This window comes from Streptomyces sp. NPDC002884, assembly GCF_040295245.1.
Lineage (GTDB): Bacteria > Actinomycetota > Actinomycetes > Streptomycetales > Streptomycetaceae > Streptomyces.
The window spans coordinates 84,859-106,518 of sequence record NZ_JBEOVB010000015.1; the positions used below are offsets into that span (position 1 = coordinate 84,859).

Consider the following 21,660-nt stretch of genomic DNA (forward strand, 5'->3'; position numbering starts at 1 on the left):
CGGGGCGGGCAGCGTCCCTGCGGCGACCGCGGCGACCGCGGTGAGCGTGGCTCGCGGCCTCCGTCGGCTCTGGGTGCGCATGGACCGCTCCCGGGCGTCGTGGGGTGTATCGGGCGCCCCGGGGTGTGACGGTGCCCTCGGGGGTGGGTGGTCCGGGGGTTCAGACCCGGATGATCTGAGGCCCCAGCAGTGAGTACCGGTGGGCCTCGGCCGCCGGCAGCAGCGTGCTCGTCACGATCGCCTCCAGCGCGCCCACCTCGGAGAACCGGCAGAAGCTGACCGCCCCGAACTTGGAGTGCACGCCGGTGAAGACCACGCGCCGGGCAGCCCGCACGGCCTGCGCCTTGACCTCGCCGACGGCCGGGTCGGGGGTGGTCAGACCGTGCTCGCGGGAGATGCCGTTGGCGCCGATGTAGGCGAGGTCGACGACGAAGCCGGCCAGCATCTTCGTCGTCCAGTGGTCGACGGTGGCCAGGGTGCCGGAGCGGACCCGGCCGCCGAGCAGCAGCACGGACATGTTCTCGGTCTCGGCGAGCGCGCCCGCGACCGGCAGGGACGCGGTGACCACGGTCAGCGGCCGGTCCCTGGGCAGCGCCTCGGCGATGAGCTGCGGGGTGAAGCCCTCGTCGACGAAGACCGTCTCGGCGTCCCCGAGCAGCCCGGCCGCCGCGGCGGCGATCCGGCGCTTCTCGGGCACATGGCTGGTGGCGCGGAAGGCCAGTGTCGTCTCGAAGCCGGCGCTCTCCACGGGATAGGCGCCGCCGTGCGTGCGGCGCACCAGACCGTGGTCCTCCAGGGCGCGCAGATCCCGCCGTACGGTCTCCCTGGCCACGCCCAGTTCGCCGGCGAGCGTGGCGACGTCGACCGAGCCGGTGGCGCGCGCCGTGCGCACGATCTCGCGCTGGCGCTCCTCCGCCGTTCTCGGGGTCATGTCGTCACCTCGCTCTCCCGCTGTCTCGCCCGTTCGGGCCCGGTGGGCCATGGGGGAAGTTCTACAGCGGGTGCGCGGCACTGACCAGGCCTGTTGCGGGCCCGATACCGCCCGGGTGGGCCCGTTTGCCGGGTGAGGTGCCCGGCTCGGACCTGCGGGGCGGCCGGGCGGCGGGTGGGATCGGGCAGGGCGCGTGCCCGGATACGGCGGCGGGCGGGCCCGTTCGGTGCCCGCCCGCCGTCCGCGAGGTCCGTTGCCGGTCAGTACGGCCAGATCGGCGGGTCGCTGACGAAGTGACCGCCCAGGTAGGCGTGGGCGATGTTCTCCGGGTCCAGCCCGCCCTGCTCGGCGATCAGCTTCTCGGCGTACGGCTCGGAGTCGTCCTGCGGTTCGTAGCCGAGCGCCCGCGCGGTGCCGAGGTCCCACCACAGCCGGGTGTTGGCGGAGGAGCCGTAGACGACCGTGTGGCCGACGTTCTCGGCGGTCAGGGCCGCGTGGAAGAGGCGGGCGCCGTCGGCCGGGCTCATCCACAGCGACAGCATGCGCACGCTGGTGGGCTCGGCGAAGCAGGATCCGATGCGCACCGACACGCTCTCCAGACCGTGCTTGTCCCAGTAGAGCTGGGCGAGGTCCTCGCCGAAGGACTTGGACAGGCCGTAGAAGGTGTCCGGGCGGCGCGGGGTGTCGACCGGGATCAGGTCGCCCTCGTCGGGCGACACGTCGCCGCGGGGGCGGGGGGTGAAGCCGACGGCGTGGTTGGAGGAGGCGAAGACGACGCGCTGCACGCCCTCCTCGCGGGCCGCCTCGTACAGGTGGTACGTGCCCGCGATGTTCGCGCCGAGGATCTTCTCGAAGGGGGCTTCCAGCGAGATGCCCGCGAGGTGGATGATCGCGTCGACGCCCCGCACGGCCTCCCGGACCGCGTCCCGGTCGGCCAGGTCCGCGACGATCGCCTCCGGCGCGTCGTCGATCGGGCGCAGGTCGAGCAGGCGCAGCTCGTAGCCGTAGGCGGGCAGCAGTTCCCGCATCAGGGTGCCGAGGCCGCCGGCGGCGCCGGTGAGCAGGACGGTGCGCGGAGCGGGCATCCTCGGGTCTCCTTGGATCACGGGGGCATCGGACGCATGCGTGGCCACGGTTCACATGCATGGACACGCTAAGGACCGGTGGCGGCACCCGTCAAGTGTCCTACGGGAGCGGCAAAACTGCTGGTGTCTCGGGGGTTGGCGCGCTTGACCCGGCCGGAGGGGGCACCCTAGCGTGAGCTCGTTCAGGAATATGGACGCCGCTCAAGAATATGGACCCGTTATGGACCCGGGAGAGCCCGTGACGTCAGCCCCGCTCGCCGACCGCCTCCGCGTTCCCAGCGGACCGCTGTTCTTCCCCGTCACCGCCTACGGCCCCGACGGCTCCCTCGACCTCGACACCTACCGCGCGCACGTCCGCCGCGGCGTCGAGGCGGGTGCCGCCGCCGTCTTCGCGGCCTGCGGGACCGGGGAGTTCCACGCGCTCGTCCCGGAGGAGTTCGAGGCCTGCGTGCGGGCGGCCGTGGCCGAGACCGCCGGGCGGGTGCCGGTCGTGGCCGGCGCCGGCTACGGGACCGCGCTCGCCGTGCGCTACGCGGAGCTGGCCGAGTCGGCCGGGGCGGACGGCCTGCTCGCCATGCCGCCCTATCTCGTCGTCGCCGCCCAGGAGGGACTGCTGCGCCACTACCGGGAGGTGGCGGCCGCGACCGCCCTTCCGGTCGTCGTCTACCAGCGCGACAACGCCGTCCTCACCCCCGCGACCGTCGTCGAACTCGCCCGCACCGAGGGGATCATCGGCCTCAAGGACGGCCTCGGCGACCTCGACCTGATGCAGCGGACCATCAGCGCCGTCCGCACCGAGGTCCCCGGAGACTTCCTCTACTTCAACGGCCTGCCGACCGCCGAACAGACCCAGCTCGCCTACCGGGCCCTCGGCGTCACCCTCTACTCCTCGGCCGTGTTCTGCTTCGCTCCCGAGATCGCCCTCGCCTTCCACCGGGCCCTCACCGCGGGCGACGACGCCACCGCCCACCGCCTCCTCGACGGCTTCTACCGGCCGTTCGTCGAACTGCGGGCCCAGGGCCGCGGTTACGCCGTCTCCCTCGTCAAGGCCGGGGTCCGGCTGCGCGGCCTCGACGTGGGCGTGGTGCGCCCTCCGCTGCACGAACCGAGCGAGGATCATGTCAAGCAGCTCGCCCAGGTGATCGAACGCGGCTACGCGCTGCTGGAGGAGGACAGGTAAGTGAAGGCGTCGACATTCGTCTACCCCTGGGACGTCACCGGCGACCCCGAGGCGCCGGCCCGGATCGCCGCGCTCGGGGTGGAACAGGTGACCCTCGCCGCCGCCTACCACTCCACCCGCGCCCTCACCCCCCGCCACCCGCGCCACCGCATCGTCACCGCCGGGCACGCGGCGGTGCTGTACCCGACGGATCCGGCCGGCGACCGTTGGAAGGGCCGCGCCCTGCGCCCGTACCCGGCCGGCGACTGGGCCCCCGGCGACGCCTACGGCGAAGCCGCCGAAGCGCTCGCGCGGGCCGGGCTCGACGTGCACACCTGGGTGGTCCTCGCGCACAACTCCCGGCTGGGCGCCGAGCATCCGGACACCTCGGTCGTCAACGCCTACGGCGACCGCTACCCGTGGGCCCCCTGCATCGCCCAGCCCGCCACGCGCGCGTACCTCGTCGACCTCGCCGCCGAGGCCGCCGTACGCCCCGGCGCGGGCGGCACCGAACTGGAGTCCCTCGGCTGGTACGGGCTCCAGCACCTGCACGCCCACGACAAGACCGGCGGCGTCGGCCTCGGGGACGCCGGCCAGTACCTGATGGCGCTCTGCTTCTGCCCCGCCTGCCGGGCCGGCTACGGCGGACAGGGCCTGGACGCCGACACGCTCGCCGCCGCCGTACGGGAGGCGCTGGAACCGCTGTGGCGGGGGGCGCCGGACGGCGGGGAAGGCTGGACCGGGGTCGAGAAGCTGCTCGGGGAGGAGACGGCGGCGGCCACGCGCGCGTGGCGCGACGAGAGGGCCCGCACGCTCCAGGAGACAGCCGTGCGGGCGGTACGGGACGCCGCGCCCGACGGCTTCCAGATCCTGCTGCACGCCGACCCCGTGACCTACCACGTCGGCGCCAACCCGGGCGTCGACCCCGCGCACATCCTGTCCGTCGCGGACGGGGTCGTCGTGCCCTGCGCGGGCGGGCCCGGCCTGCTGGCCCCCTTCGCCGGGCAGGGCCGGGGCGGCGCGGTCGTCGCCGCCAACTTCGGCGTCGTCTCCGGCATGGGCGGCAGCCCGGGGACGCTCACCGCCGACCTCGCGCGGGCACGCGAGCTCGGGGCGACCGAACTGCGGCTGTATCACGCGGGATTGGCGTCGGACGGGGACCTGGCGGCCGTACGCGAGGCGCTGGCCGCCCGCTGAGAGCCGTACAGCAGCGGCAGGACCGTCACCGGCCGGGCCAGCGCCAGCAGCACCAGCAGCGGCTGGTACGGCACGAGTCCGACCAGTCCCGCGCCCGCCGCGAGGCCCACGGCGGTCGGCGCGTACATCAGCGTGCCGGCCGTCGCCGTCACCCGGCCGAGCAACGCGTCCGGCGTCTCCCGCTGCACCGCGGTCAGCGCGGCGATCAGCGCACACGGCAGCCCCGCCCCGATCGCCGCGCTGCACACCAGGGCCACGGGGTCCGAGGCGACGGCCTGCGCGGCCACGGCGACGGCGGTGAGGACGACCCCGTACGCGGCGAACCGGCGTTCCCCCAGCCGGCGCAGCGCGGGCCCCGAGAGCAGCCCCACCACGACCGAACCGGCGCCCTGGACGGCGTAGAGCGTGCCCGCGTACGCGGGGGAGTGGCCGAGGCCCTCGACGACGGCGTAGACCAGCGGGCCGCCGAGACCCGAGAACAGCATCGCCGCACCGCCCGCCATGACCAGTGCGCGCAGCTCGGGACGGTCCCACAGGAAGCGGGCGCCCTCGGCGGTCTGCGCCCGCCAGTGGACGGCGGCCTGCCGCGGCCGCTCCTCGCGGACCCGCACGCACGCGTACAGGCCCGCCGCGCACACGAAGGAGGCCGCGTCCAGGAGGGCGACGGCGGGGCCCCCGTAGGCCGCGTAGACGCCCGCGCCGGCCGGCGGGGCGACCAGCTTCATGCCTTCGGTGGCCGTCATGCGCAGTCCGTTGAAGTCGCCCAGCAGCTCCGGCGCGACGGCGGCGGCGACGAGCGCGGACTCCGCCGCGTCGGCGACCACCGAGGCGACGCCGTACAGGAACAGCACCGCCCACAGCAGCCACAGCCGGCCGGCGGAGTCGACGGCGAGGACGGTGAGCAGCAGGGCCGCCGGGCCCAGGTTGAGCGCGACGAGCAGGGGCTTGCGGGGGAGGAGGTCGGCGAGGGTGCCCAGCGGCGGCCCGAGCAGCGTGGGCACCCAGAGGGCGAGCACGGACAGCGCCGCGAGCCCGTTCGAGCCGGTGAGGTCCTTGACCCACACACCGGAGGCCAGCCAGAGCGCCGAGGTGCCGAAACCGGAGACCGACGACGCGGCCAGATAGAGCGCCGCGTCGCGGTCCCGCAGGACACGCGCCACGGACCAGTTCTTCGTCATACCCGGTCATCGTGGGTCTGAGGCGGCCGCCCCGGCATCGGGCAACTGCCCCGTACCCGACCGCCCGCCCGGCGGGAATCCGGTGCGCCCCGTAGGCAACGCCTCCGGGGCGCCTAGGGCATCGGCCCGGCGGTCCGCTCGGCAGGGTGGTCGTGGGGGCGTGCGGTCCGCGCCCGCGCCGGCCGGGGTGCGATGAGTTCCGGGGACGCGACCGGTCCACCCTTCATGACCGACACCGTAAGCACCTTCGACCTCGGCCCGCAGACCCTGATCGTGGCGCGCCTCGCGGAGGGCGTCCGCGACGAGCAGCTCGCGGACGGGACGCCCTGCCCGGGCTGCGCCGTCCGCAACATGCTCGGGCACCTCACCGGCCTCGCCGTCGCCTTCCGGGACGCCGCCCGCAAGGACCTCGGCCCCACGACCGACACCCCGCCGGACGCCGCCGCGCCGGACATCGGCCCCGACTGGCGCGAGGAACTCGCCAAGGCGCTCGACGCGCTCGCCGACGCCTGGAGGGACCCGGCCGCCTGGACCGGGACGACCCGCGCGGGCGGTGTGGACCTGCCCGGCGCGGTGGCGGGCGCCGTCGTCGCCGACGAACTGGTGATCCACGGCTGGGACCTGGCCCGGGCCACGGGCCAGGAGTACACGCCCGACCCGGCGGCGCTGTCGGCGGCGCACGGGTTCCTCGCCGCCGCCGCGGCCCGGGGCGAGCCCGGGAGCGGCGTGTTCGGCCCGGTGGTCCCCGTCCCGGACGACGCCCCGCTGCTCGACCGGGCGGTCGGACTGAGCGGGCGCGACCCGGGGTGGAACCGCTAGCCGGGACCTGGACGGTCGTCCGCGGCTGCCGTGGAGGGAGGCAATCAGGGCGCGTCCCGCGGAACCGAAACGTACGCTCCCCACCATGCCCCTCAGCCTCACCGTCCTCGGTACCGCCTCTCCGCACCCGGGTCCCGGCCGCCCCTGCTCCGGCTACCTGCTGCGCGGCGCGGGGGCGGAGGTGTGGGTGGACGCGGGACCCGGGACGTTCGCGGAATTGCAGCGGCACACGGATCCCGACCGGCTCACCGCGATCTGGATCTCCCACCTCCACGCCGACCACAGCGCCGACCTCCTCGCCGCCGCCTACGCCCTGGTCTACGGCGGGATGACCCCGCCGGCCCCGATCCCGGTCTACGCGCCGCTCGACTGCGCCCGGCGTCTCGCCGGCTTCTTCGGCCGGCCGGACGTCCGGTTCCTGAGCGGGGTCTTCGACTTCAGGGCCCTCTTCGACGGGCACACCGTGCGGCACTGGAACCTGCGCCTCACCTCCCGCGCGGTGGTGCACGACACCGAGGCGTACGGGCTGCGGGCCGAGTGCCAGGGCAGCGTCCTCGCGTACTCGGGCGACACCGGGCCGTGCGAGGCCCTCACCGAACTCGCCTCCGGCGCCGACCTGTTCCTGTGCGAGGCGGACATCGACAGTCATCGCGAAGGCGAACGTGAGCGGCGGGTGCATCTCACGCCGGAGGAGGCCGGCGACGCCGCCCGCAGGGCAGGGGTGCGCGAGCTGTACATCACCCATGTCGGGCCCACGCTGACCCGGGAGGCGGCGACCGCCCGGGCCACCGTCGCCTTCGGAGCCCCCGCCCGCACCGCCCGCGAGGGCGAGACCCTGCCCTTCTGACCCCGTTCGGGCACTCCCGCCCCGGCAGCCTCACCTCGGCAACCTCAACTTCCTTTGTCGGAAGCATTGACGAAACACAGGGCCGCTCCTACCTTCAACGCGTCGTACTTCGTACGTCATATATGAGACGCGATACACGAGATCCGAGATCAGACACGCGACACCCGAGAGGCGCGCATGACCTCTGTGCCCACGCCGATCCCGTCCCGCACGCAGTACGTGCTGGAGGAGATCAAACGCCGTATCCTCACCGGGCGGCTGACGCCCGGCCAGGCCCTGGTCGAGACCGAGCTCGCCGCGCAGTTCGGGGTCTCCAAGACCCCGGTGCGCGAGGCGCTCAAGACCCTGGCCGGCACCGGACTGGTCGTCATGAGCCAGTACAAGGGCGTCACGGTGCGCATGGTGGACGCGGACATGGCGCGCGAGGTCTACGACGTACGCCTGCTCCTCGAACCCGAGGCGCTCAGGCGGGCCGTGCGGCGGGGCGCCTCCCTGGACGCCGCCCGCGAGGCGCTGACCAGTGCCGACCGGGCGACCGACACCGCCGAACGGTCGCTGGCCAACCGTGAGTTCCACCGCGCCCTGTACCTGCCGTGCGGCAACCCGCTGCTCGGCCGGATGCTCGACGAGGTGCGCGACCAGGCCGCCCTGGTCTCCGCCGTCGCCTGGGCCGCCTCGCCCTCCTGGGAACGGGAGGCCGGTGAGCACCGCGAGATCCTGCGGCTCGCCCTGGCCGGCGACTCCGACGGAGCGGCCCGCGCCCTGCACTCCCACATCGCGTCGTTCGTGCACCGGGCGTTCCCCGAGACCGCCCAGGAGGCCCCCGAAGGGCCCCGGGCAGAGAAAGGTCAGGAATGAGCAGCGTGGCGTTCGAGACCCAGCGTGCGGCCCTGGCCGACGTGGTGGCCATCCCGGTGACCCCGTTCGCCGAGGACGGCTCCGTCGACGGCGAAGTCCACCGGGCCCTGCTGCGCCGGCTGCTCGACGGCGGGATCACCACCCTCACCCCGAACGGCAACACCGGCGAGTTCTACGCCCTGACCCCCGACGAGCGCCGCCTGGTCACGGAGCTGACCGTCGAGGTGGCCGGCGGACGGGCCGCGATCCTGGTCGGGGTCGGACACGACGTGCCGACCGCCGTCGCCTCCGCCCGGTACGCCCGTGAGCTGGGCGCACAGATGGTGATGGTCCACCAGCCCGTCCATCCGTACGTGTCGCAGAGCGGCTGGGTCGACTACCACCGGGAGATCGCGGCGGCGGTCCCCGAGCTGGGCGTCGTCCCGTACATCCGCAACGCGCAGCTGCGCGGCGAACGTCTCGCCGAACTCGCCGACGCCTGTCCGAACGTCATCGGCGTCAAGTACGCCGTCCCGGACGCCTCGCGCTTCGCCGCGTTCGCGCGGGACGCGGGCCTGGAGCGCTTCGTCTGGGTGGCCGGCCTCGCCGAGCCGTACGCCCCCTCCTACTTCTCCGCGGGCGCCACCGGCTTCACCTCCGGGCTCGTGAACGTCGCCCCCACCGTTTCGCTGAACATGATCGAAGCGCTTCGATCAGGGGACTACCCGGCCGCGATGAAGGTGTGGGAACAGATCAGACGCTTCGAGGAGCTGCGCGCCGCCAACGGCTCCGCCAACAACGTCACCGTCGTCAAGGAGGCCCTTTCCTCCCTTGGCCTGTGCCGCCGTGAGGTCCGCCCGCCGAGCCGGCCGCTGCCCGAGGACGAGCGCGCCGAGGTCGCCGCCATAGCTGCCGGATGGTCCATATGAAGCGCTTCGACGATCAAGCTCGCAAACGCCCGGAGGACCTCAGGAGTCACCAGTGGTACGGCGCCGAGGGCCTGCGCTCCTTCAGCCACCGCGCCCGCACCCGCCAGCTCGGCTACCTCCCCGAGGAGCACCTCGGAAAGCCGGTCATCGCCGTCCTCAACACCTGGTCGGACATCAACCCCTGCCACGTCCATCTGCGCGACCGCGCGCAGGCCGTGAAGCGGGGCGTGTGGCAGGCGGGCGGCTTCCCGCTGGAGTTCCCGGTCTCCACGCTCAGCGAGACCTTCCAGAAGCCGACCCCGATGCTCTACCGCAACCTGCTCGCGATGGAGACCGAGGAGCTGCTGCGCTCCTATCCCGTGGACGGGGCCGTGCTGATGGGCGGCTGCGACAAGACGACACCCGCGCTGCTCATGGGCGCGGCCAGCGTCGACCTGCCGACGGTCTTCGTCCCGGCCGGGCCCATGCTGCCGGGCCACTGGCGCAACGAGGTCCTCGGCTCGGGCACCGACATGTGGAAGTACTGGGACGACAAGCGGGCCGGCCTCATCGGCGACTGTGAGCTGGCCGAGCTGGAGAGCGGCCTCGCCCGCTCGCCGGGCCACTGCATGACGATGGGTACGGCCTCCACGCTGACGGCCGCCGCGGAGGCGCTGGGCGTGACGGTCCCGGGCGCGTCGAGCATCCCGGCCGTGGACTCCGGGCACGACCGGATGGCCGCCGCCGCGGGCCTGCGCATCGTCGAACTGGTCCACCGGGACCGCAGGCTGAGCGAGATCCTCACCGCGGACGCCTTCGAGGACGCGGTGACGACCGTCCTCGGTCTCGGCGGCTCGACGAACGCCGTGATCCACCTCATCGCCATGGCCGGCCGGGCGGGCGTCAAGCTCACCCTCGACGACTTCGACCGCGTCGCCCGGACCGTCCCGGTGCTCGCCAACGTGCGGCCCGGCGGCCAGAAGTACCTCATGGAGGACTTCCACTTCGCGGGCGGACTGCCCGGGTTCCTCTCCCGGATCACGGACCTGCTCCACCTGGACCGCCCGACCGTCTCGCACGACACGCTGCGCGAGCAGCTCGCCGGCGCCCGGGTGCACGACGACGACGTCATCCGCCGCCGGGACGACCCGGTCGCCGACGAGGGCGGGGTCGCCGTCCTGCGCGGCAACCTCTGCCCGGACGGCGCCGTCATCAAGCACATCTCCGCCGAGCCCCACCTGCTGGCGCACACCGGTCCCGCGGTCGTCTTCGACGACTACCGGACCATGCAGCGCACCATCAACGACCCCGGGCTGGGCATCACCGCCGACACCGTCCTGGTGCTGCGGGGCTCCGGTCCCAAGGGCGGCCCGGGCATGCCCGAGTACGGCATGCTGCCCATCCCCGACCACCTGCTCAAGCAGGGGGTGCGGGACATGGTGCGGATCTCCGACGCCCGGATGAGCGGGACGAGTTACGGCGCGTGCGTCCTGCACGTGGCGCCCGAGTCGTACGTCGGCGGGCCGCTCGCCCTGGTGCGCACGGGGGACTCGATCACCCTCGACGTCGAGGCCCGGTCCCTGCGGCTCAACGTGGACGACGAGGAGCTGGAGCGGCGCCGGGCGCAGTGGACCCCGCCGCCCGCCCGGTACGAGCGCGGCTACGGCGCGCTCTACAACGAGCAGATCACCCAGGCCGACACCGGCTGCGACTTCGAGTTCCTGGCCCGCCCCGGCAAGGTCGCGGACCCGTACGCGGGCTGAACGACGGCAGCACGTCCCGGCCCACCCATGTGCACGGAGAAAGCGCTTAACCCGCACGAAGCACCGACAGCGCAAGCACCGACAGCGCAAGCACCGAGAGCGCAAGCACCAGCAGCACGAAGCACCTCCAGCGCAACGCACCGAGAACGCAACGCACCGACAGCGCAACGCACCGAAAGCACCACGCACACGAACGCACGACGCACCGAGAGACGTACCGAGATCGGAGAACAGTCATGGCCCAAGCCGCAGCCGTGGCGAAGCCGCCCGCGCCACCCCGGCGGCGCCGTGCCTCCGCCACGCCCCGCAGACTGCCGTACCTGCTGATCGCGCCGGCGGCCCTGCTGATGCTGGGCTTCATCGCCTACCCGGTCATCAGCGTCTTCTACTACAGCCTCCAGAACTACAACCCCACCAAACCGTGGCGCAACGGCTTCGCGGGCTTCGACAACTTCGTCCACGCCTTCACCGACGACCCCCAGTTCTGGGACACGCTGACCTTCAGCGCCAAGTGGGTCTTCGTCGAGGTCGGACTCCAGCTGCTGTTCGGGCTGGCACTCGCGCTGATCGTCAACCAGACCTTCGTGGGGCGCTCGCTCGGCCGGGCGCTGGTCTTCTCCCCGTGGGCCGTCTCCGGCGTGCTGACCTCCGCGATCTGGGTGCTGCTCTACAACTCCCAGACCGGCATCACCCGTTACCTCGCGGACATGGGGATCGGCGAGTACGGCACCAGCTGGCTGTCGGACACCTCCACCGTCTTCCCGGCGGCGATCATCGCCGACCTGTGGCGAGGCGTGCCCTTCTTCGCGATCCTCATCCTCGCCGACCTCCAGTCCGTCTCCAAGGACCTGTACGAGGCCGCCGAGGTCGACGGCGCGAGCCGGATCAAGCAGTTCTGGCACATCACCCTGCCCCACCTGAAGGACGCGATCGTCCTGTCCACGCTGCTGCGCGCGGTGTGGGAGTTCAACAACGTCGACCTGCTCTACACGCTCACCGGCGGCGGCCCGGCGGGGGAGACCACCACCCTCCCGCTCTACATCGCCAACACCAGCGTCGACGCACACAACTTCGGCTACGCGTCCGCCCTCACCACGGTCGCGTTCGTGATCCTGCTCTTCTGCTCGATGGTCTATCTGCGGCTCAGCAAGTTCGGAGGAGGCGACAAGTGATCACCAAGGAGGCCACCGAGGTCACACCCGTCCCCGTGCGCGTGACCGACGCGCCCGAACGGCGCCCGTCCCGGCACAAGCGCGCCTGGGACGAGGCCCCCCGCTGGCAGATCTACCTGCCCCTGTCGATCTACCTGGTCTTCACCCTCGTCCCCTTCTACTGGATCCTCCTCTTCGCGCTGCGCCCGGCCGGTTCGACCTCGCTCGTGCCCTGGCCGATGACCTTCGACCACTTCGAGAAGGTGTGGAACGAGCGGGACTTCGCCGTCTACTTCCAGAACAGCGTCCTCACCGGTGTGGCGACCCTGCTGCTCACCACCGGCGTGGCCCTGGCCGGCGGCTACGCCCTCGCCCGCTTCGAGTTCAGGATCAAGCGCGGTTTCATGCTCGCCCTGCTGTGCACCCAGTTCGTGCCGGGCGCGCTGCTCCTCGTGCCGCTCTTCCAGATCTTCGCCGAGCTCAAGATGATCAACTCGCTCGGCAGCGTCATCATCGCCGAGACGGTCTTCCAGCTGCCCCTGTCGATGATCCTGATCAGCGGCTTCATCCGGAACGTGCCGTACTCCCTGGAGGAGGCCGCCTGGGTCGACGGGTGCAACCGGCTCACCGCCTTCCGGATCGTCGTCCTTCCCCTGTTGCGGCCCGGGTTGATCGCCGTCGGTTCCTTCGCCTTCGTGCACGCCTGGAACCACTTCCTGTTCGCCCTGATGTTCCTGTCCGACCAGACCAAGCAGACGATCCCCGTCGGCCTCAACACCCTGATGAGCGCGGACAGCGTCGACCTGGGCGCGCTGGCCGCGGGCGGCATCATCGCCGCCGTCCCCGTGGTGCTCGTCTTCGCCTTCATCCAGAAGTGGCTGATCACCGGCTTCAGCGCGGGGGCGGTGAAGGGATGAGGCCGAAGACGGGAGGCGGGACCGGAACGGGGGCGAAGTTCCGTCCGACCGGCGAGCGCGACCGCACGGCGGACCCCGGCCGGCCGCCTACCCTGCACGGAAAGATCGACAGCGCCGCGGTGGCCGACCGCGAGGTGGCACGCGGCGCGGGCGCAGGGAGGATCCCATGAGCACCGCCGAACCGATGAGCAGCCCGGTCCCGATCGTCCTCGCGGGCGCGCGCGGCCACGGCCGCTGGCACCTGGACAACATCCGCCGGCTCCAGGACAAGGGCATCGTCCGCCTGGCGGGCGTCTGCGAGCTGACCCCGCTGACCCCGGCGGAGATCCCCGAGGGCCTCGGCACGCCCGAGCAGTCCGCCGACTTCGGCACGCTGCTCGACACGACCGGCGCCCGGATCGCCGTCGTCTGCACCCCGATCCCCACCCACACCGACCTGGCCCTGATCGCCGCGCGCAGGGGTGTGCACCTGCTCCTGGAGAAGCCGCCCGCGCCCTCCTACGCCGAGTTCCGCCGGATGGCCGACGGGGTCGCCGAGGCGGGCGTGGTCTGCCAGATCGGCTTCCAGTCGCTGGGCTCGCACGCTGTGCCCGCGATCCGCGCGCTGATCGAGGACGGGGTGGTCGGCGAGGTCGCCGGGGTCGGCGGCGCCGGGGCCTGGGCCCGGCCCGAGGCGTACTACCGACGGGCGCCCTGGGCGGGCAGGCGGCGGTTGAACGGCGTCGACGTGATCGACGGGGCGCTCACCAACCCGCTCGCGCACGCCGTCGCCACCGCCCTCGCGCTGGCCGGCGCCACCCGGGCCACCGACGTGAGGGGCATCGAGACCGAGCTGGCGCACGCCAACGCCATCGAGTCCGACGACACCTCCTGCGTCCGCGTCACCACGGCCGACGGCCGCGAGATCGTCGTCGCGGCCACGCTGTGCGCCGAGGATCCCGACGACCCGTACGTCATCGTGCACGGCAGCCGCGGCCGGATCACGTACTGGTACAAGCAGGACCGCGTCCTGCTCCAGCGGGCCGGCCACGGCCCCGAGGAGTTCGAGTACGGCCGCACCGACCTGCTGGAGAACCTCGTCGAGCACCTCACCGACGGAACGGAACTGCTGGTCCCGCCCGCCGTGACCGAGTCGTTCATGCGGGTCGTCGAGGCGATCCGGGTCGCCCCCGACCCGGTGCAGGTGCCCGACGGCGACTGGCGGCTGCTGCCCGACGAGGAGCGGCGGGTCGTCCCCGGCATCGACGGCCTCGTCGCGGCCGCCGCCGACACCCTCGCCCTCTACTCCGAACTGGGCGCCCCCTGGGCGTTCACGACCGCGCATCCGAAAGAGGTGAGCCCCTGATGACCGCAACCGCACCCGACGCACCGGTCGTCCTGCGTGTCGCCGGCCGCCCGGTCGCCCGCTACGTGACCCGGCCCGAACTGCCCGCCGGACTCTCCCCGCGCCCCTATCTGCACCCCGTCACCACCCTGGCCGGCACGGCGGTCACCGAACTGAGCCCGGCCGACCACGCACACCACCTCGGCGTCGGTGTAGCCGTACCCGACGTCGAGGGGCACAACTTCTGGGGCGGACGCACCTACGTCCGCGACCGGGGTCCGACCGAGCTCGACAACCACGGCGCCCAGCGGCACGGTTCCTTCCAGCTCCGCGACCCGGACGGCTTCGTGGAGGAGCTGCGCTGGGTCGCCTCGGGAACGGAGCTGCTGCGTGAGCGCCGTACGGTCGCGGCCACCGAACTCACCGACTCCGCCTGGGCGCTGGACTTCACCTTCTCGCTGACCAACGTCACCTCCGGCCCGCTGTCCATCGGCAGCCCGGCGACGAACGGGCGCCCCGGAGCGGCCTACGGCGGCTTCTTCTGGCGGGCCCGGAAGGAGGACGCGGCCCCCGAGGTGTTCACCGCCGGCACGGAGGGCGAGGCATCCGTGCACGGAACCCGCGCCGACTGGCTCGCCCTGGCCGGCGCCCACTGGACCCTCGTCTTCGCCGGGGCGACCGCGGCCACCCGCCGCGACCCCTGGTTCGTCCGCACCGCCGAGTACCCGGGCGTCGGCTCCTCGCTGGCTTCGCGCACGAGGCTGGCGGTTCCGCCCGGCGAGACGGCCGTACGCCGGATCGTCACCGTCGTCGCCGACGGCCGCCTGGGCCGGGACGAGGCCGCGGCGCTGGTACGGAAGGCGGTCAGCCAGTGACGTACGAGACGTACACCAACCCCGTCCTGAACGCCGACTGGTCCGACCCGGACGTCGTGCGGGTGGGCGACGACTTCTACCTCACCGCCTCCAGCTTCGGCCGCGCCCCCGGTCTGCCCCTGCTGCACTCGCGCGACCTGGTCGGCTGGACGCTGATCGGCCACGCGCTCGAACGCCTGGAACCCGCCGACGAGTTCAGGTCCCCGCGGCACGACTGCGGAGTGTGGGCGCCGTCCCTGAGGCACCACGACGACCGTTTCTGGATCTTCTGGGGCGATCCCGACCAGGGCATCTTCCAGGTCAACGCCCCGCAGATCAGGGGGCCCTGGTCCCGCCCGCTGCTGGTCAAGGCGGGCCGGGGACTCATCGATCCCTGCCCCCTGTGGGACGACGAGACGGGCGAGGCCTATCTGGTCCACGCCTGGGCCAAGTCCCGCGCGGGCGTGAAGAACCGGCTCACCGGCCACCGCATGCACCCCGAGGGGACGGCCGTCCTCGACGAGGGCAAGGTGATCGTCGACGGGGACCGGATCCCCGGCTGGTTCACCATCGAAGGGCCGAAGCTCTACCGGCACGACGGCTGGTTCTGGATCCTCGCGCCCGCCGGGGGAGTGGAGACCGGCTGGCAGGGCGCCTTCCGGGCCCGGGACTTCTTCGGGCCGTACGAGGAGCGGATCGTCCTGGAGCAGAAGGACACCGAGGTCAACGGCCCGCACCAGGGCGGCTGGGTGCGCACCCGGTCCGGCGAGGACTGGTTCCTGCACTTCCAGCAGCGGGGCGCGTACGGCCGTGTAGTCCACCTCCAGCCGATGCGCTGGGGCGCGTCCGGGAGCGCGGCGGGCTGGCCGGTGATCGGCGACGAGGGCGCCCCCGTGCTCGAACACCGGCGGCCCGACCTGCCCGCGGGACCGCCGGCCGCACCCGCCACCGACGACGACTTCCCCGGCGGGCGCTTCGGCCGCCAGTGGTCGTGGACGGCCAACCCGCAGGACGGCCTCGCCACCCAGCACTCCGCCGACGGACTGCGCCTGACCTGCGTGCGCACGGCCGACGCGCACGACCTGCGCCGGCTGCCGAGCGTCCTCACCCAACGGCTGCCCGGTCTCCCGTCCGTCGTGGAGGTGGAACTGGAACTGCACAGCGAGGAGCCGGGAGCACGCGCCGGACTCGCGGTCCTCGGGGACGCCTTCGGCTGGATCGGACTCCAGCGGGGTACCGACGGGGCTGTCCACCTCGTGCACCGGTTCGCCGAGGCGGTCGCCGACCGGGAACGGGACGCGGCCCACCCGAGGCTCGCCCCCCGGGGGCGGGCCCGCCTGCGGATCGAGATCGGCACCGGAGCCCGCTGCCGTTTCGCGTACGACACCGGCGACGGCCTGCGCTTTTCGGGACCCGTGTTCGCCGCCACGCCCTGGCGCTGGGTCGGTGCCCTGCTCGGCCTCTTCGCCCTCGCGCCCACCGGGACCGGGCACGCCGGAGCGGCCTCGTTCGACGAGTTCCGGATCAGCCCGCTCTGACCGCTCAGCCCGCTCAGCCTGCTCTGACCGCTCCGCCGCTCAGCCTGCTCCGCCCGCTCAGCCGCTCAGCCCGCTCTGACCCATCACTTCCGTTCATTCCGTACGCCTGTCGGGAGCCGCAATGACGCACTTCCCCAGCAAGCGCTTGCCGAGACCGGCTGCGGTCCTGACTGCGGTCGGCGCCGCCCACCCGCCGACCCACCCACCCACTGACCCCCCACAACTTCATATCTCCGTTGGGATCCAGAAGAAGAGAGCCGACCACATGAAGAGCAGCATCCGCAGAAGCAGGCGCGCCGCCCTGGCCGTCGCCCTGGGTTCCGTGCTCGCGCTGACCGCCACCGCCTGCGGCGACGACGGCAGCGGCGGCGCGGGGGACAAGGGAGGCGAGGGCTCCGGCAAGGGGGAGATCACCTTCTGGGACAACAACGGCGGTGTGCGTACCGACGTCTGGAAGGAGATCATCGCCGACTTCGAGAAGGCGAACCCCGACATCAAGGTCAACTACGTCGGTGTGCCGGCCGACAGCGTCCAGTCCAAGTACGACACCGCCATCCAGGGCGGCGGGCTGCCCGACGTCGGCGGCGTGGGCACCGCGATGCTCGCCGAGGTCGCCGCGCAGGGCGCCCTCGAACCGCTGGACAGCCGGATCTCCGGGAGCGCGCTGAACGGCAAGCTCAACGAGAAGTTCCTGGACGGCGTCAAGGCCGCGGGCATCGACGGCAAGACGTACTCGGTGCCGACCTCCGCGAACAACGGCACGCTCTGGTACCGGACCGACCTGTTCCAGCAGGCCGGTCTCGACGCGCCGACGACCTGGACGAAGTTCTACGCGGCCGCCGACAAGCTCACGAACAAGGACAAGAACGCGTTCGGGTACACCATCCGCGGTGGCGCGGGGTCCATCGCCCAGGCACTGGACGCCACCTACGGGCAGAGCGGCATCACCGAGTTCTGGAACGGCGAGAAGACCACGGTCAACGACCCGAAGAACGTGGCCGCGCTGGAGAAGTACGTCGGCCTGTTCAAGAAGGACACCCCGTCCGCCGACGTGAACAACGACTTCACCAAGATGGTCGCCCAGTGGGACTCCGGCACCATCGGCATGCTGAGCCACAACCTGGGCTCGTACGGCGACCACGAGAAGGCGCTGGCCGGCAAGTTCAAGGGCATTCCGGCGCCGACGCAGGACGACGGCACGCGGGTTCAGGTGTCCAACCCGGTCGACGGGCTCGGGCTGTTCAAGGCGAGCAAGAACAAGACCGCCGCCTGGAAGTTCATCGAGTTCGCCGCGTCGCACGCGTCCAACAGCAAGTGGAACGAGACGGCGGGGCAGGTGCCGGCGAACAACGAGGCCGCGCAGGACAGCTGGGTGCAGTCGTCGGAAGCGACGAAGCTGGCCGCCGAGGCACTGGCGGGCACCACCACCAAGATCGTGCAGCTGCCCTACTACCTGCCCGACTGGAACACCATCTCCAAGGCGGACAACGAGCCGAACTTCCAGAAGGTGCTGCTCGGGAAGCTGAGCGCGAAGGACTTCCTGGACACGCTGGCCGAGCAGCTGAACACGGCGCAGGCCGACTGGAAGAAGAACCACGCGTAGTCCGAGCGGTTTCGGTCGTGGGGGACTGCGGGCCCGTTGTGGCCGGTCGCGCAGTTCCCCGCGCCCCCGAGAAGACATTCATCTGCCCCTGTTGAGAGGTGCACCTCGTGTCCCTTACCCGCAGACAGGTCACCTCGGCGGCACTCGCCGCCGTTCCGCTGGCCGCGGTCGCGGCCGCGCCCGCCCGGGCCGGGGCCCGCCGGCCCCGCACGCTCTTCATCGCCGGTGACTCCACCGCCGCCCAGAAGTACTCCGACGCCGCGCCCGAGACCGGGTGGGGCATGGCGCTCCCCTTCTTCCTGCACAAGGACCGGCCCGTCGCCAACCACGCGGTGAACGGGCGCAGTTCGAAGAGCTTCATCGACGAGGGGCGGCTGGACGCCGTCCTCGCCGCGATCCGGCCGGGGGACCTGCTCCTCGTCCAGTTCGCGCACAACGACGAGAAGACCACCGATCCGACCCGCTACACCGAGCCCTGGACCACCTACCAGGACTGCCTGCGGATGTACGCGGACGGCGCCCGAGCGAAGGGCGCGCGGCCGGTGTTCGCCACGCCCGTCGAACGGCGCAGGTTCGACGCCGCGGGGAACGCCGTGCCGACGCACGGTGAGTACCCGGCCGCCATGCGGGCGCTCGCCGAGGCGGAGCGGGTGGCTCTGCTCGACGTCCAGGCGTTGTCGCTCGCCCTGTGGCAGCGACTCGGCGTCGAGGAGACGAAGACGTACTTCAACTGGACCGACACCGAGCAGGACAACACGCACTTCAATCCGCCGGGCGCCATCGCCGTGGCGCGGCTCGTCGTGCGGGAACTGCTGCGGACGCGGGTGCTCGGGCCGCGTGACGCCGTCCGGCTGCACGACGAGATCCCCACGTCCTGGATCACCTGGCCCGCACCGCTCGTGCAGGACGTACCGCTCGCGTAGACGTACCGCTCGCGCAGGACCCGCACGCCTTTCGTCACAAGAGGAGACCCGTACAGTGCGTACACAGAAATGTCATGGCCGCGTCATTGGTGCCCTGGTGGGGTGCACCGCGCTGGTGCTGTCCGTCACCGGCACGGCGTCCGCCCAGGCCGATGCCCCCTCCCGCTCCGCGTCCCGCGACCTCGGCCGGCAGGCCCTGGCCGCGAACGACGGCTGGGCCTCCTACGGGACGGGAACCACCGGCGGCTCGGCGGCCGACGCCGACCACGTGTACACCGTCAGCACCTGGGCCGGGTTCAAGGCCGCCCTCGCCGCCGGCGGCAGCGCGCCGAAGATCATCAAGGTGAAGGGAGTCATCGACGCCGTCGCCGAGGGATGCGACGCGTTCGCCGCGCCCGGCTACGACTTCGACGCCTACCTCGACGCGTACGCGCCCGAGACCTGGGGCCTGGACACCGACCTGAGCGCCGAGCCCGACGGCAGCCCGGAGGGGCTGCGGCGCGCCTCCGCCGCCGCCCAGGACACGGCCATCAAGGCGAACATCCCCGCCAACACCACCATCGTCGGCATCGGGAAGAACGCCGGCTTCAAGGGCGTCAGCCTGCAGATCAAGGCCGTCGACAACGTGATCGTCCGGAACCTGGCCTTCGAGTCGCCCATCGACTGCTTCCCGCAGTGGGACCCCACCGACGGCACGAACGGCAACTGGAACTCCGAGTACGACACGGCCGTCGTCTACGGCTCGACGCACGTGTGGCTGGACCACAACACGTTCACCGACGGATCGCACCCGGACAGCGCCGCGCCGACCTACTTCGGCATGCTGTACCAGCAGCACGACGGCGAGCTGGACATCGTACGGGGCGCCGACTACGTCACCGCCTCCTGGAACGTCTTCACCGACCACGACAAGACGATCCTCGTCGGCAACAGCGACAGCGAGTCGACGGCCGTCGGCGACCGGGGGCACCTGAAGGTGACCTTCCACCACAACCAGTTCTCGAACCTGGTCGAGCGCGCCCCCAGGGTCCGCTTCGGACAGGTCGACTCCTACAACAACCACTTCGTCGCCGACGACTCCTTCGCCTACAGCTTCGGCATCGGCAAGGAGTCCCGACTCGTCGCCCAGCACAACGCGTTCACGCTGCCGGCCGGGGTCAGCGCGGCCAAGGTGCTGAAGCGGTGGAACGTGGCACCGCTCACCGCCGACGGCAACTACGTCAACGGCACGCTCACGGACCTGATCGCCGTGCACAACGCGGAGATCCCGGCCGAGGTCCTGGAGTCCGGCGCGGGCTGGACGCCGACCCTGCGCACCAAGGTCGACCCGGCCAAGGCGGTCCCCCGGATCGTCGACTGCGGCGCGGGCGCCGGACGCCTGGGCTGACCCCTCCTACGACGGCCGGGGCGGGCGGCGCCCGTCGCCGCCCCGGCCCCCTCAGCAGAGCCGCACCGCCAAGGAGCACCCGCATGCCCATGCCCCGACACCCCCGAGATCCCCGGCACACCCGGCTCCCCCTCTCCCGAAGGGGATTCCTGACGGCGGCCGCCGGTACGGCCGCCGCCCTCGGCCTCGCCGCCGCACCCGCGCGGGCCGCCACCGCGCGACGCGGCCCGTTCGGCCGCCACGGCTCGCCGGCCGCCCGCCGCACCCCGCGGACCCTGTACGTCGACCCGCTGGGCCGGGGCGACTTCACCGGCGTCCGGGACGCCGTCGCCGCCACCACCGGCAGCGGCTGGACCCTGGTCCTGGCCCCCGGCACCTACCGGGAGACCGTCGCCCTCGACGCCACCCGCACCGACGCCACCTGGATCGGCGCCTCCGAGGACCCCCGCGACGTCGTGATCGTCTACGACAACGCGGCCGGCACCGCCAAGCCCGGCGGCGGCACCTACGGCACCACCGGGTCGGCCACCACCACCGTGCAGGCCGCCGGCTTCACCGCCCGCTGGATCACCTTCGCCAACGACTGGCTGCGCGCCGACCATCCCGACATCACCGGCACCCAGGCCGTCGCCGTCAAGGTCCAGGGCGACCGCTCCGCCTTCCACCACTGCCGCTTCCTCGGCCACCAGGACACCCTGTACGCCGACTCCCGCGCCCTCGCCGTCTTCTCCCGGCAGTACTACGCGCACTGCTACGTCGAGGGGGACGTCGACTTCGTGTTCGGCCGGGCGACGGCCGTCTACGAGCAGTGCCACTTCCGCACCCTGAACCGCACCGACCTGGCCGCGGCCCCCTACGGCTTCGTCTTCGCCCCCTCGACGGCGGGCGCCAACCCGCTCGGATACCTGGTCGTCCGGGGCCGGATCAGCAGCGGGGCGCCCGACGCCGCCTACAAACTGGCGCGCCCCTGGGTGCCCAGCTCCGACACCACCGCCCGTCCGATGCTCACCGTCCGCGACACCCGCCTGGACGCCGGGATCGACGCGGTCGCGCCCTACACCGACATGTCGGCCTCCTTCCCGTGGCAGAGCCAGCGGTTCGCCGAGTACCGCAACACCGGGCCGGGAGCCCGGATCACGGTCCCGGAGAACCGACCCCAACTCACCGCCGAACAGGCCGGGTCGGCGACCCGTGCGGCCTACCTGGGCGACTGGGAGCCCTGGAAGGAGGACTGCTGAG

19 protein-coding genes are annotated in these 21,660 nt (G+C 72.5%); 16 read left to right on the forward strand and 3 right to left on the reverse strand.

Going from position 1 to position 21,660, the window contains the following annotated elements:
• Window positions 1-160: 160 nt before the first annotated feature.
• Both ABT070_RS27265 and ABT070_RS27270 read right to left on the reverse strand, forming a co-directional pair.
• Entirely contained in the window at window positions 161-931 is a 771-nt protein-coding gene (locus ABT070_RS27265) for a DeoR/GlpR family DNA-binding transcription regulator (protein ID WP_351764505.1), read from the reverse strand.
• A gap of 260 nt (window positions 932-1,191) precedes the next feature.
• Window positions 1,192-2,016, reverse strand: a complete 825-nt coding sequence (locus ABT070_RS27270; protein WP_351764506.1) for an NAD-dependent epimerase/dehydratase family protein — start codon at window positions 2,014-2,016, stop codon at window positions 1,192-1,194.
• Between the two features lie 220 nt (window positions 2,017-2,236).
• On the opposite strand from ABT070_RS27270, the gene ABT070_RS27275 reads away from it, so the two are divergent.
• Window positions 2,237-3,196 carry a 5-dehydro-4-deoxyglucarate dehydratase gene (locus tag ABT070_RS27275; RefSeq protein WP_351764507.1) on the forward strand — a complete coding sequence of 320 codons (960 nt, stop codon included), beginning with the start codon at window positions 2,237-2,239 and terminating at the stop codon, window positions 3,194-3,196.
• The gene (locus tag ABT070_RS27280) at window positions 3,197-4,372 is read left to right on the forward strand and encodes a hypothetical protein (protein WP_351764508.1); all 1,176 of its coding nucleotides are present in this window, start codon (window positions 3,197-3,199) and stop codon (window positions 4,370-4,372) included. It begins immediately after the preceding gene.
• Here ABT070_RS27280 and ABT070_RS27285 read toward each other — a convergent pair.
• Window positions 4,309-5,550, reverse strand: coding sequence for an MFS transporter (locus ABT070_RS27285; protein WP_351764509.1), 1,242 nt, complete (start codon window positions 5,548-5,550; stop codon window positions 4,309-4,311). The genes ABT070_RS27280 and ABT070_RS27285 overlap by 64 nt on opposite strands.
• A 225-nt stretch (window positions 5,551-5,775) precedes the next feature.
• Between ABT070_RS27285 and ABT070_RS27290 the strand changes: the two genes are divergently transcribed.
• The 14 genes from ABT070_RS27290 (at window position 5,776) to ABT070_RS27355 (ending at window position 21,659) form a co-directional block, all read left to right on the forward strand.
• Complete coding sequence (locus tag ABT070_RS27290; RefSeq protein WP_351764510.1) at window positions 5,776-6,369, forward strand: TIGR03086 family metal-binding protein; 594 nt, start codon at window positions 5,776-5,778, stop codon at window positions 6,367-6,369.
• 85 nt (window positions 6,370-6,454) lie between these two features.
• On the forward strand, window positions 6,455-7,216 hold the full coding sequence (locus ABT070_RS27295) for an MBL fold metallo-hydrolase (protein ID WP_351764511.1): 762 nt from the start codon (window positions 6,455-6,457) through the stop codon (window positions 7,214-7,216).
• A gap of 177 nt (window positions 7,217-7,393) precedes the next feature.
• Window positions 7,394-8,074, forward strand: a complete 681-nt coding sequence (locus ABT070_RS27300) for a GntR family transcriptional regulator (RefSeq protein ID WP_351764512.1) — start codon at window positions 7,394-7,396, stop codon at window positions 8,072-8,074.
• The gene (locus ABT070_RS27305) at window positions 8,071-8,982 is read left to right on the forward strand and encodes a dihydrodipicolinate synthase family protein (RefSeq protein WP_351764513.1); all 912 of its coding nucleotides are present in this window, start codon (window positions 8,071-8,073) and stop codon (window positions 8,980-8,982) included. Before ABT070_RS27300 ends, ABT070_RS27305 begins: the two co-directional genes overlap by 4 nt.
• On the forward strand, window positions 8,979-10,724 hold the full coding sequence (gene araD / locus ABT070_RS27310; RefSeq protein ID WP_351764514.1) for an L-arabinonate dehydratase: 1,746 nt from the start codon (window positions 8,979-8,981) through the stop codon (window positions 10,722-10,724). Before ABT070_RS27305 ends, araD begins: the two co-directional genes overlap by 4 nt.
• A 236-nt stretch (window positions 10,725-10,960) precedes the next feature.
• On the forward strand, window positions 10,961-11,896 hold the full coding sequence (locus ABT070_RS27315) for a carbohydrate ABC transporter permease (RefSeq protein WP_020130492.1): 936 nt from the start codon (window positions 10,961-10,963) through the stop codon (window positions 11,894-11,896).
• Complete coding sequence (locus ABT070_RS27320) at window positions 11,893-12,792, forward strand: carbohydrate ABC transporter permease (RefSeq protein WP_451101514.1); 900 nt, start codon at window positions 11,893-11,895, stop codon at window positions 12,790-12,792. Before ABT070_RS27315 ends, ABT070_RS27320 begins: the two co-directional genes overlap by 4 nt.
• A gap of 166 nt (window positions 12,793-12,958) precedes the next feature.
• Window positions 12,959-14,137 carry a Gfo/Idh/MocA family protein gene (locus tag ABT070_RS27325; protein WP_351764515.1) on the forward strand — a complete coding sequence of 393 codons (1,179 nt, stop codon included), beginning with the start codon at window positions 12,959-12,961 and terminating at the stop codon, window positions 14,135-14,137.
• Window positions 14,137-14,991, forward strand: coding sequence for a DUF6807 domain-containing protein (locus ABT070_RS27330; RefSeq protein ID WP_351764516.1), 855 nt, complete (start codon window positions 14,137-14,139; stop codon window positions 14,989-14,991). The genes ABT070_RS27325 and ABT070_RS27330 overlap by 1 nt, the downstream gene beginning before the upstream one ends.
• The gene (locus tag ABT070_RS27335) at window positions 14,988-16,508 is read left to right on the forward strand and encodes a glycoside hydrolase family 43 protein (RefSeq protein WP_351764517.1); all 1,521 of its coding nucleotides are present in this window, start codon (window positions 14,988-14,990) and stop codon (window positions 16,506-16,508) included. Before ABT070_RS27330 ends, ABT070_RS27335 begins: the two co-directional genes overlap by 4 nt.
• A gap of 265 nt (window positions 16,509-16,773) precedes the next feature.
• Entirely contained in the window at window positions 16,774-18,111 is a 1,338-nt protein-coding gene (locus tag ABT070_RS27340; RefSeq protein ID WP_351764518.1) for an ABC transporter substrate-binding protein, read from the forward strand.
• A 107-nt stretch (window positions 18,112-18,218) separates the two neighbouring features.
• On the forward strand, window positions 18,219-19,034 hold the full coding sequence (locus ABT070_RS27345; protein ID WP_351764519.1) for a rhamnogalacturonan acetylesterase: 816 nt from the start codon (window positions 18,219-18,221) through the stop codon (window positions 19,032-19,034).
• A gap of 55 nt (window positions 19,035-19,089) precedes the next feature.
• Window positions 19,090-20,421: a pectate lyase family protein gene (locus ABT070_RS27350; protein WP_451101515.1), complete on the forward strand. Its 1,332-nt coding sequence runs from the start codon at window positions 19,090-19,092 to the stop codon at window positions 20,419-20,421.
• A gap of 83 nt (window positions 20,422-20,504) precedes the next feature.
• Window positions 20,505-21,659, forward strand: coding sequence for a pectinesterase family protein (locus tag ABT070_RS27355; RefSeq protein ID WP_351764521.1), 1,155 nt, complete (start codon window positions 20,505-20,507; stop codon window positions 21,657-21,659).
• Window position 21,660: the final 1 nt, after the last annotated feature.

Bases quoted from the DNA above. Each gene is read 5' to 3' on its own strand.
- ABT070_RS27265 (WP_351764505.1), bottom strand. From the start codon at position 931: ATGACCCCGAGAACGGCGGAGGAGCGCCAGCGCGAGATCGTGCGCACG.
- ABT070_RS27270 (WP_351764506.1), bottom strand. From the start codon at position 2,016: ATGCCCGCTCCGCGCACCGTCCTGCTCACCGGCGCCGCCGGCGGCCTC.
- ABT070_RS27275 (WP_351764507.1), top strand. From the start codon at position 2,237: ATGGACCCGGGAGAGCCCGTGACGTCAGCCCCGCTCGCCGACCGCCTC.
- ABT070_RS27285 (WP_351764509.1), bottom strand. From the start codon at position 5,550: ATGACGAAGAACTGGTCCGTGGCGCGTGTCCTGCGGGACCGCGACGCG.
- ABT070_RS27290 (WP_351764510.1), top strand. From the start codon at position 5,776: ATGACCGACACCGTAAGCACCTTCGACCTCGGCCCGCAGACCCTGATC.
- ABT070_RS27295 (WP_351764511.1), top strand. From the start codon at position 6,455: ATGCCCCTCAGCCTCACCGTCCTCGGTACCGCCTCTCCGCACCCGGGT.
- ABT070_RS27300 (WP_351764512.1), top strand. From the start codon at position 7,394: ATGACCTCTGTGCCCACGCCGATCCCGTCCCGCACGCAGTACGTGCTG.
- ABT070_RS27305 (WP_351764513.1), top strand. From the start codon at position 8,071: ATGAGCAGCGTGGCGTTCGAGACCCAGCGTGCGGCCCTGGCCGACGTG.
- araD (WP_351764514.1), top strand. From the start codon at position 8,979: ATGAAGCGCTTCGACGATCAAGCTCGCAAACGCCCGGAGGACCTCAGG.
- ABT070_RS27315 (WP_020130492.1), top strand. From the start codon at position 10,961: ATGGCCCAAGCCGCAGCCGTGGCGAAGCCGCCCGCGCCACCCCGGCGG.
- ABT070_RS27325 (WP_351764515.1), top strand. From the start codon at position 12,959: ATGAGCACCGCCGAACCGATGAGCAGCCCGGTCCCGATCGTCCTCGCG.
- ABT070_RS27330 (WP_351764516.1), top strand. From the start codon at position 14,137: ATGACCGCAACCGCACCCGACGCACCGGTCGTCCTGCGTGTCGCCGGC.
- ABT070_RS27340 (WP_351764518.1), top strand. From the start codon at position 16,774: ATGAAGAGCAGCATCCGCAGAAGCAGGCGCGCCGCCCTGGCCGTCGCC.
- ABT070_RS27355 (WP_351764521.1), top strand. From the start codon at position 20,505: ATGCCCATGCCCCGACACCCCCGAGATCCCCGGCACACCCGGCTCCCC.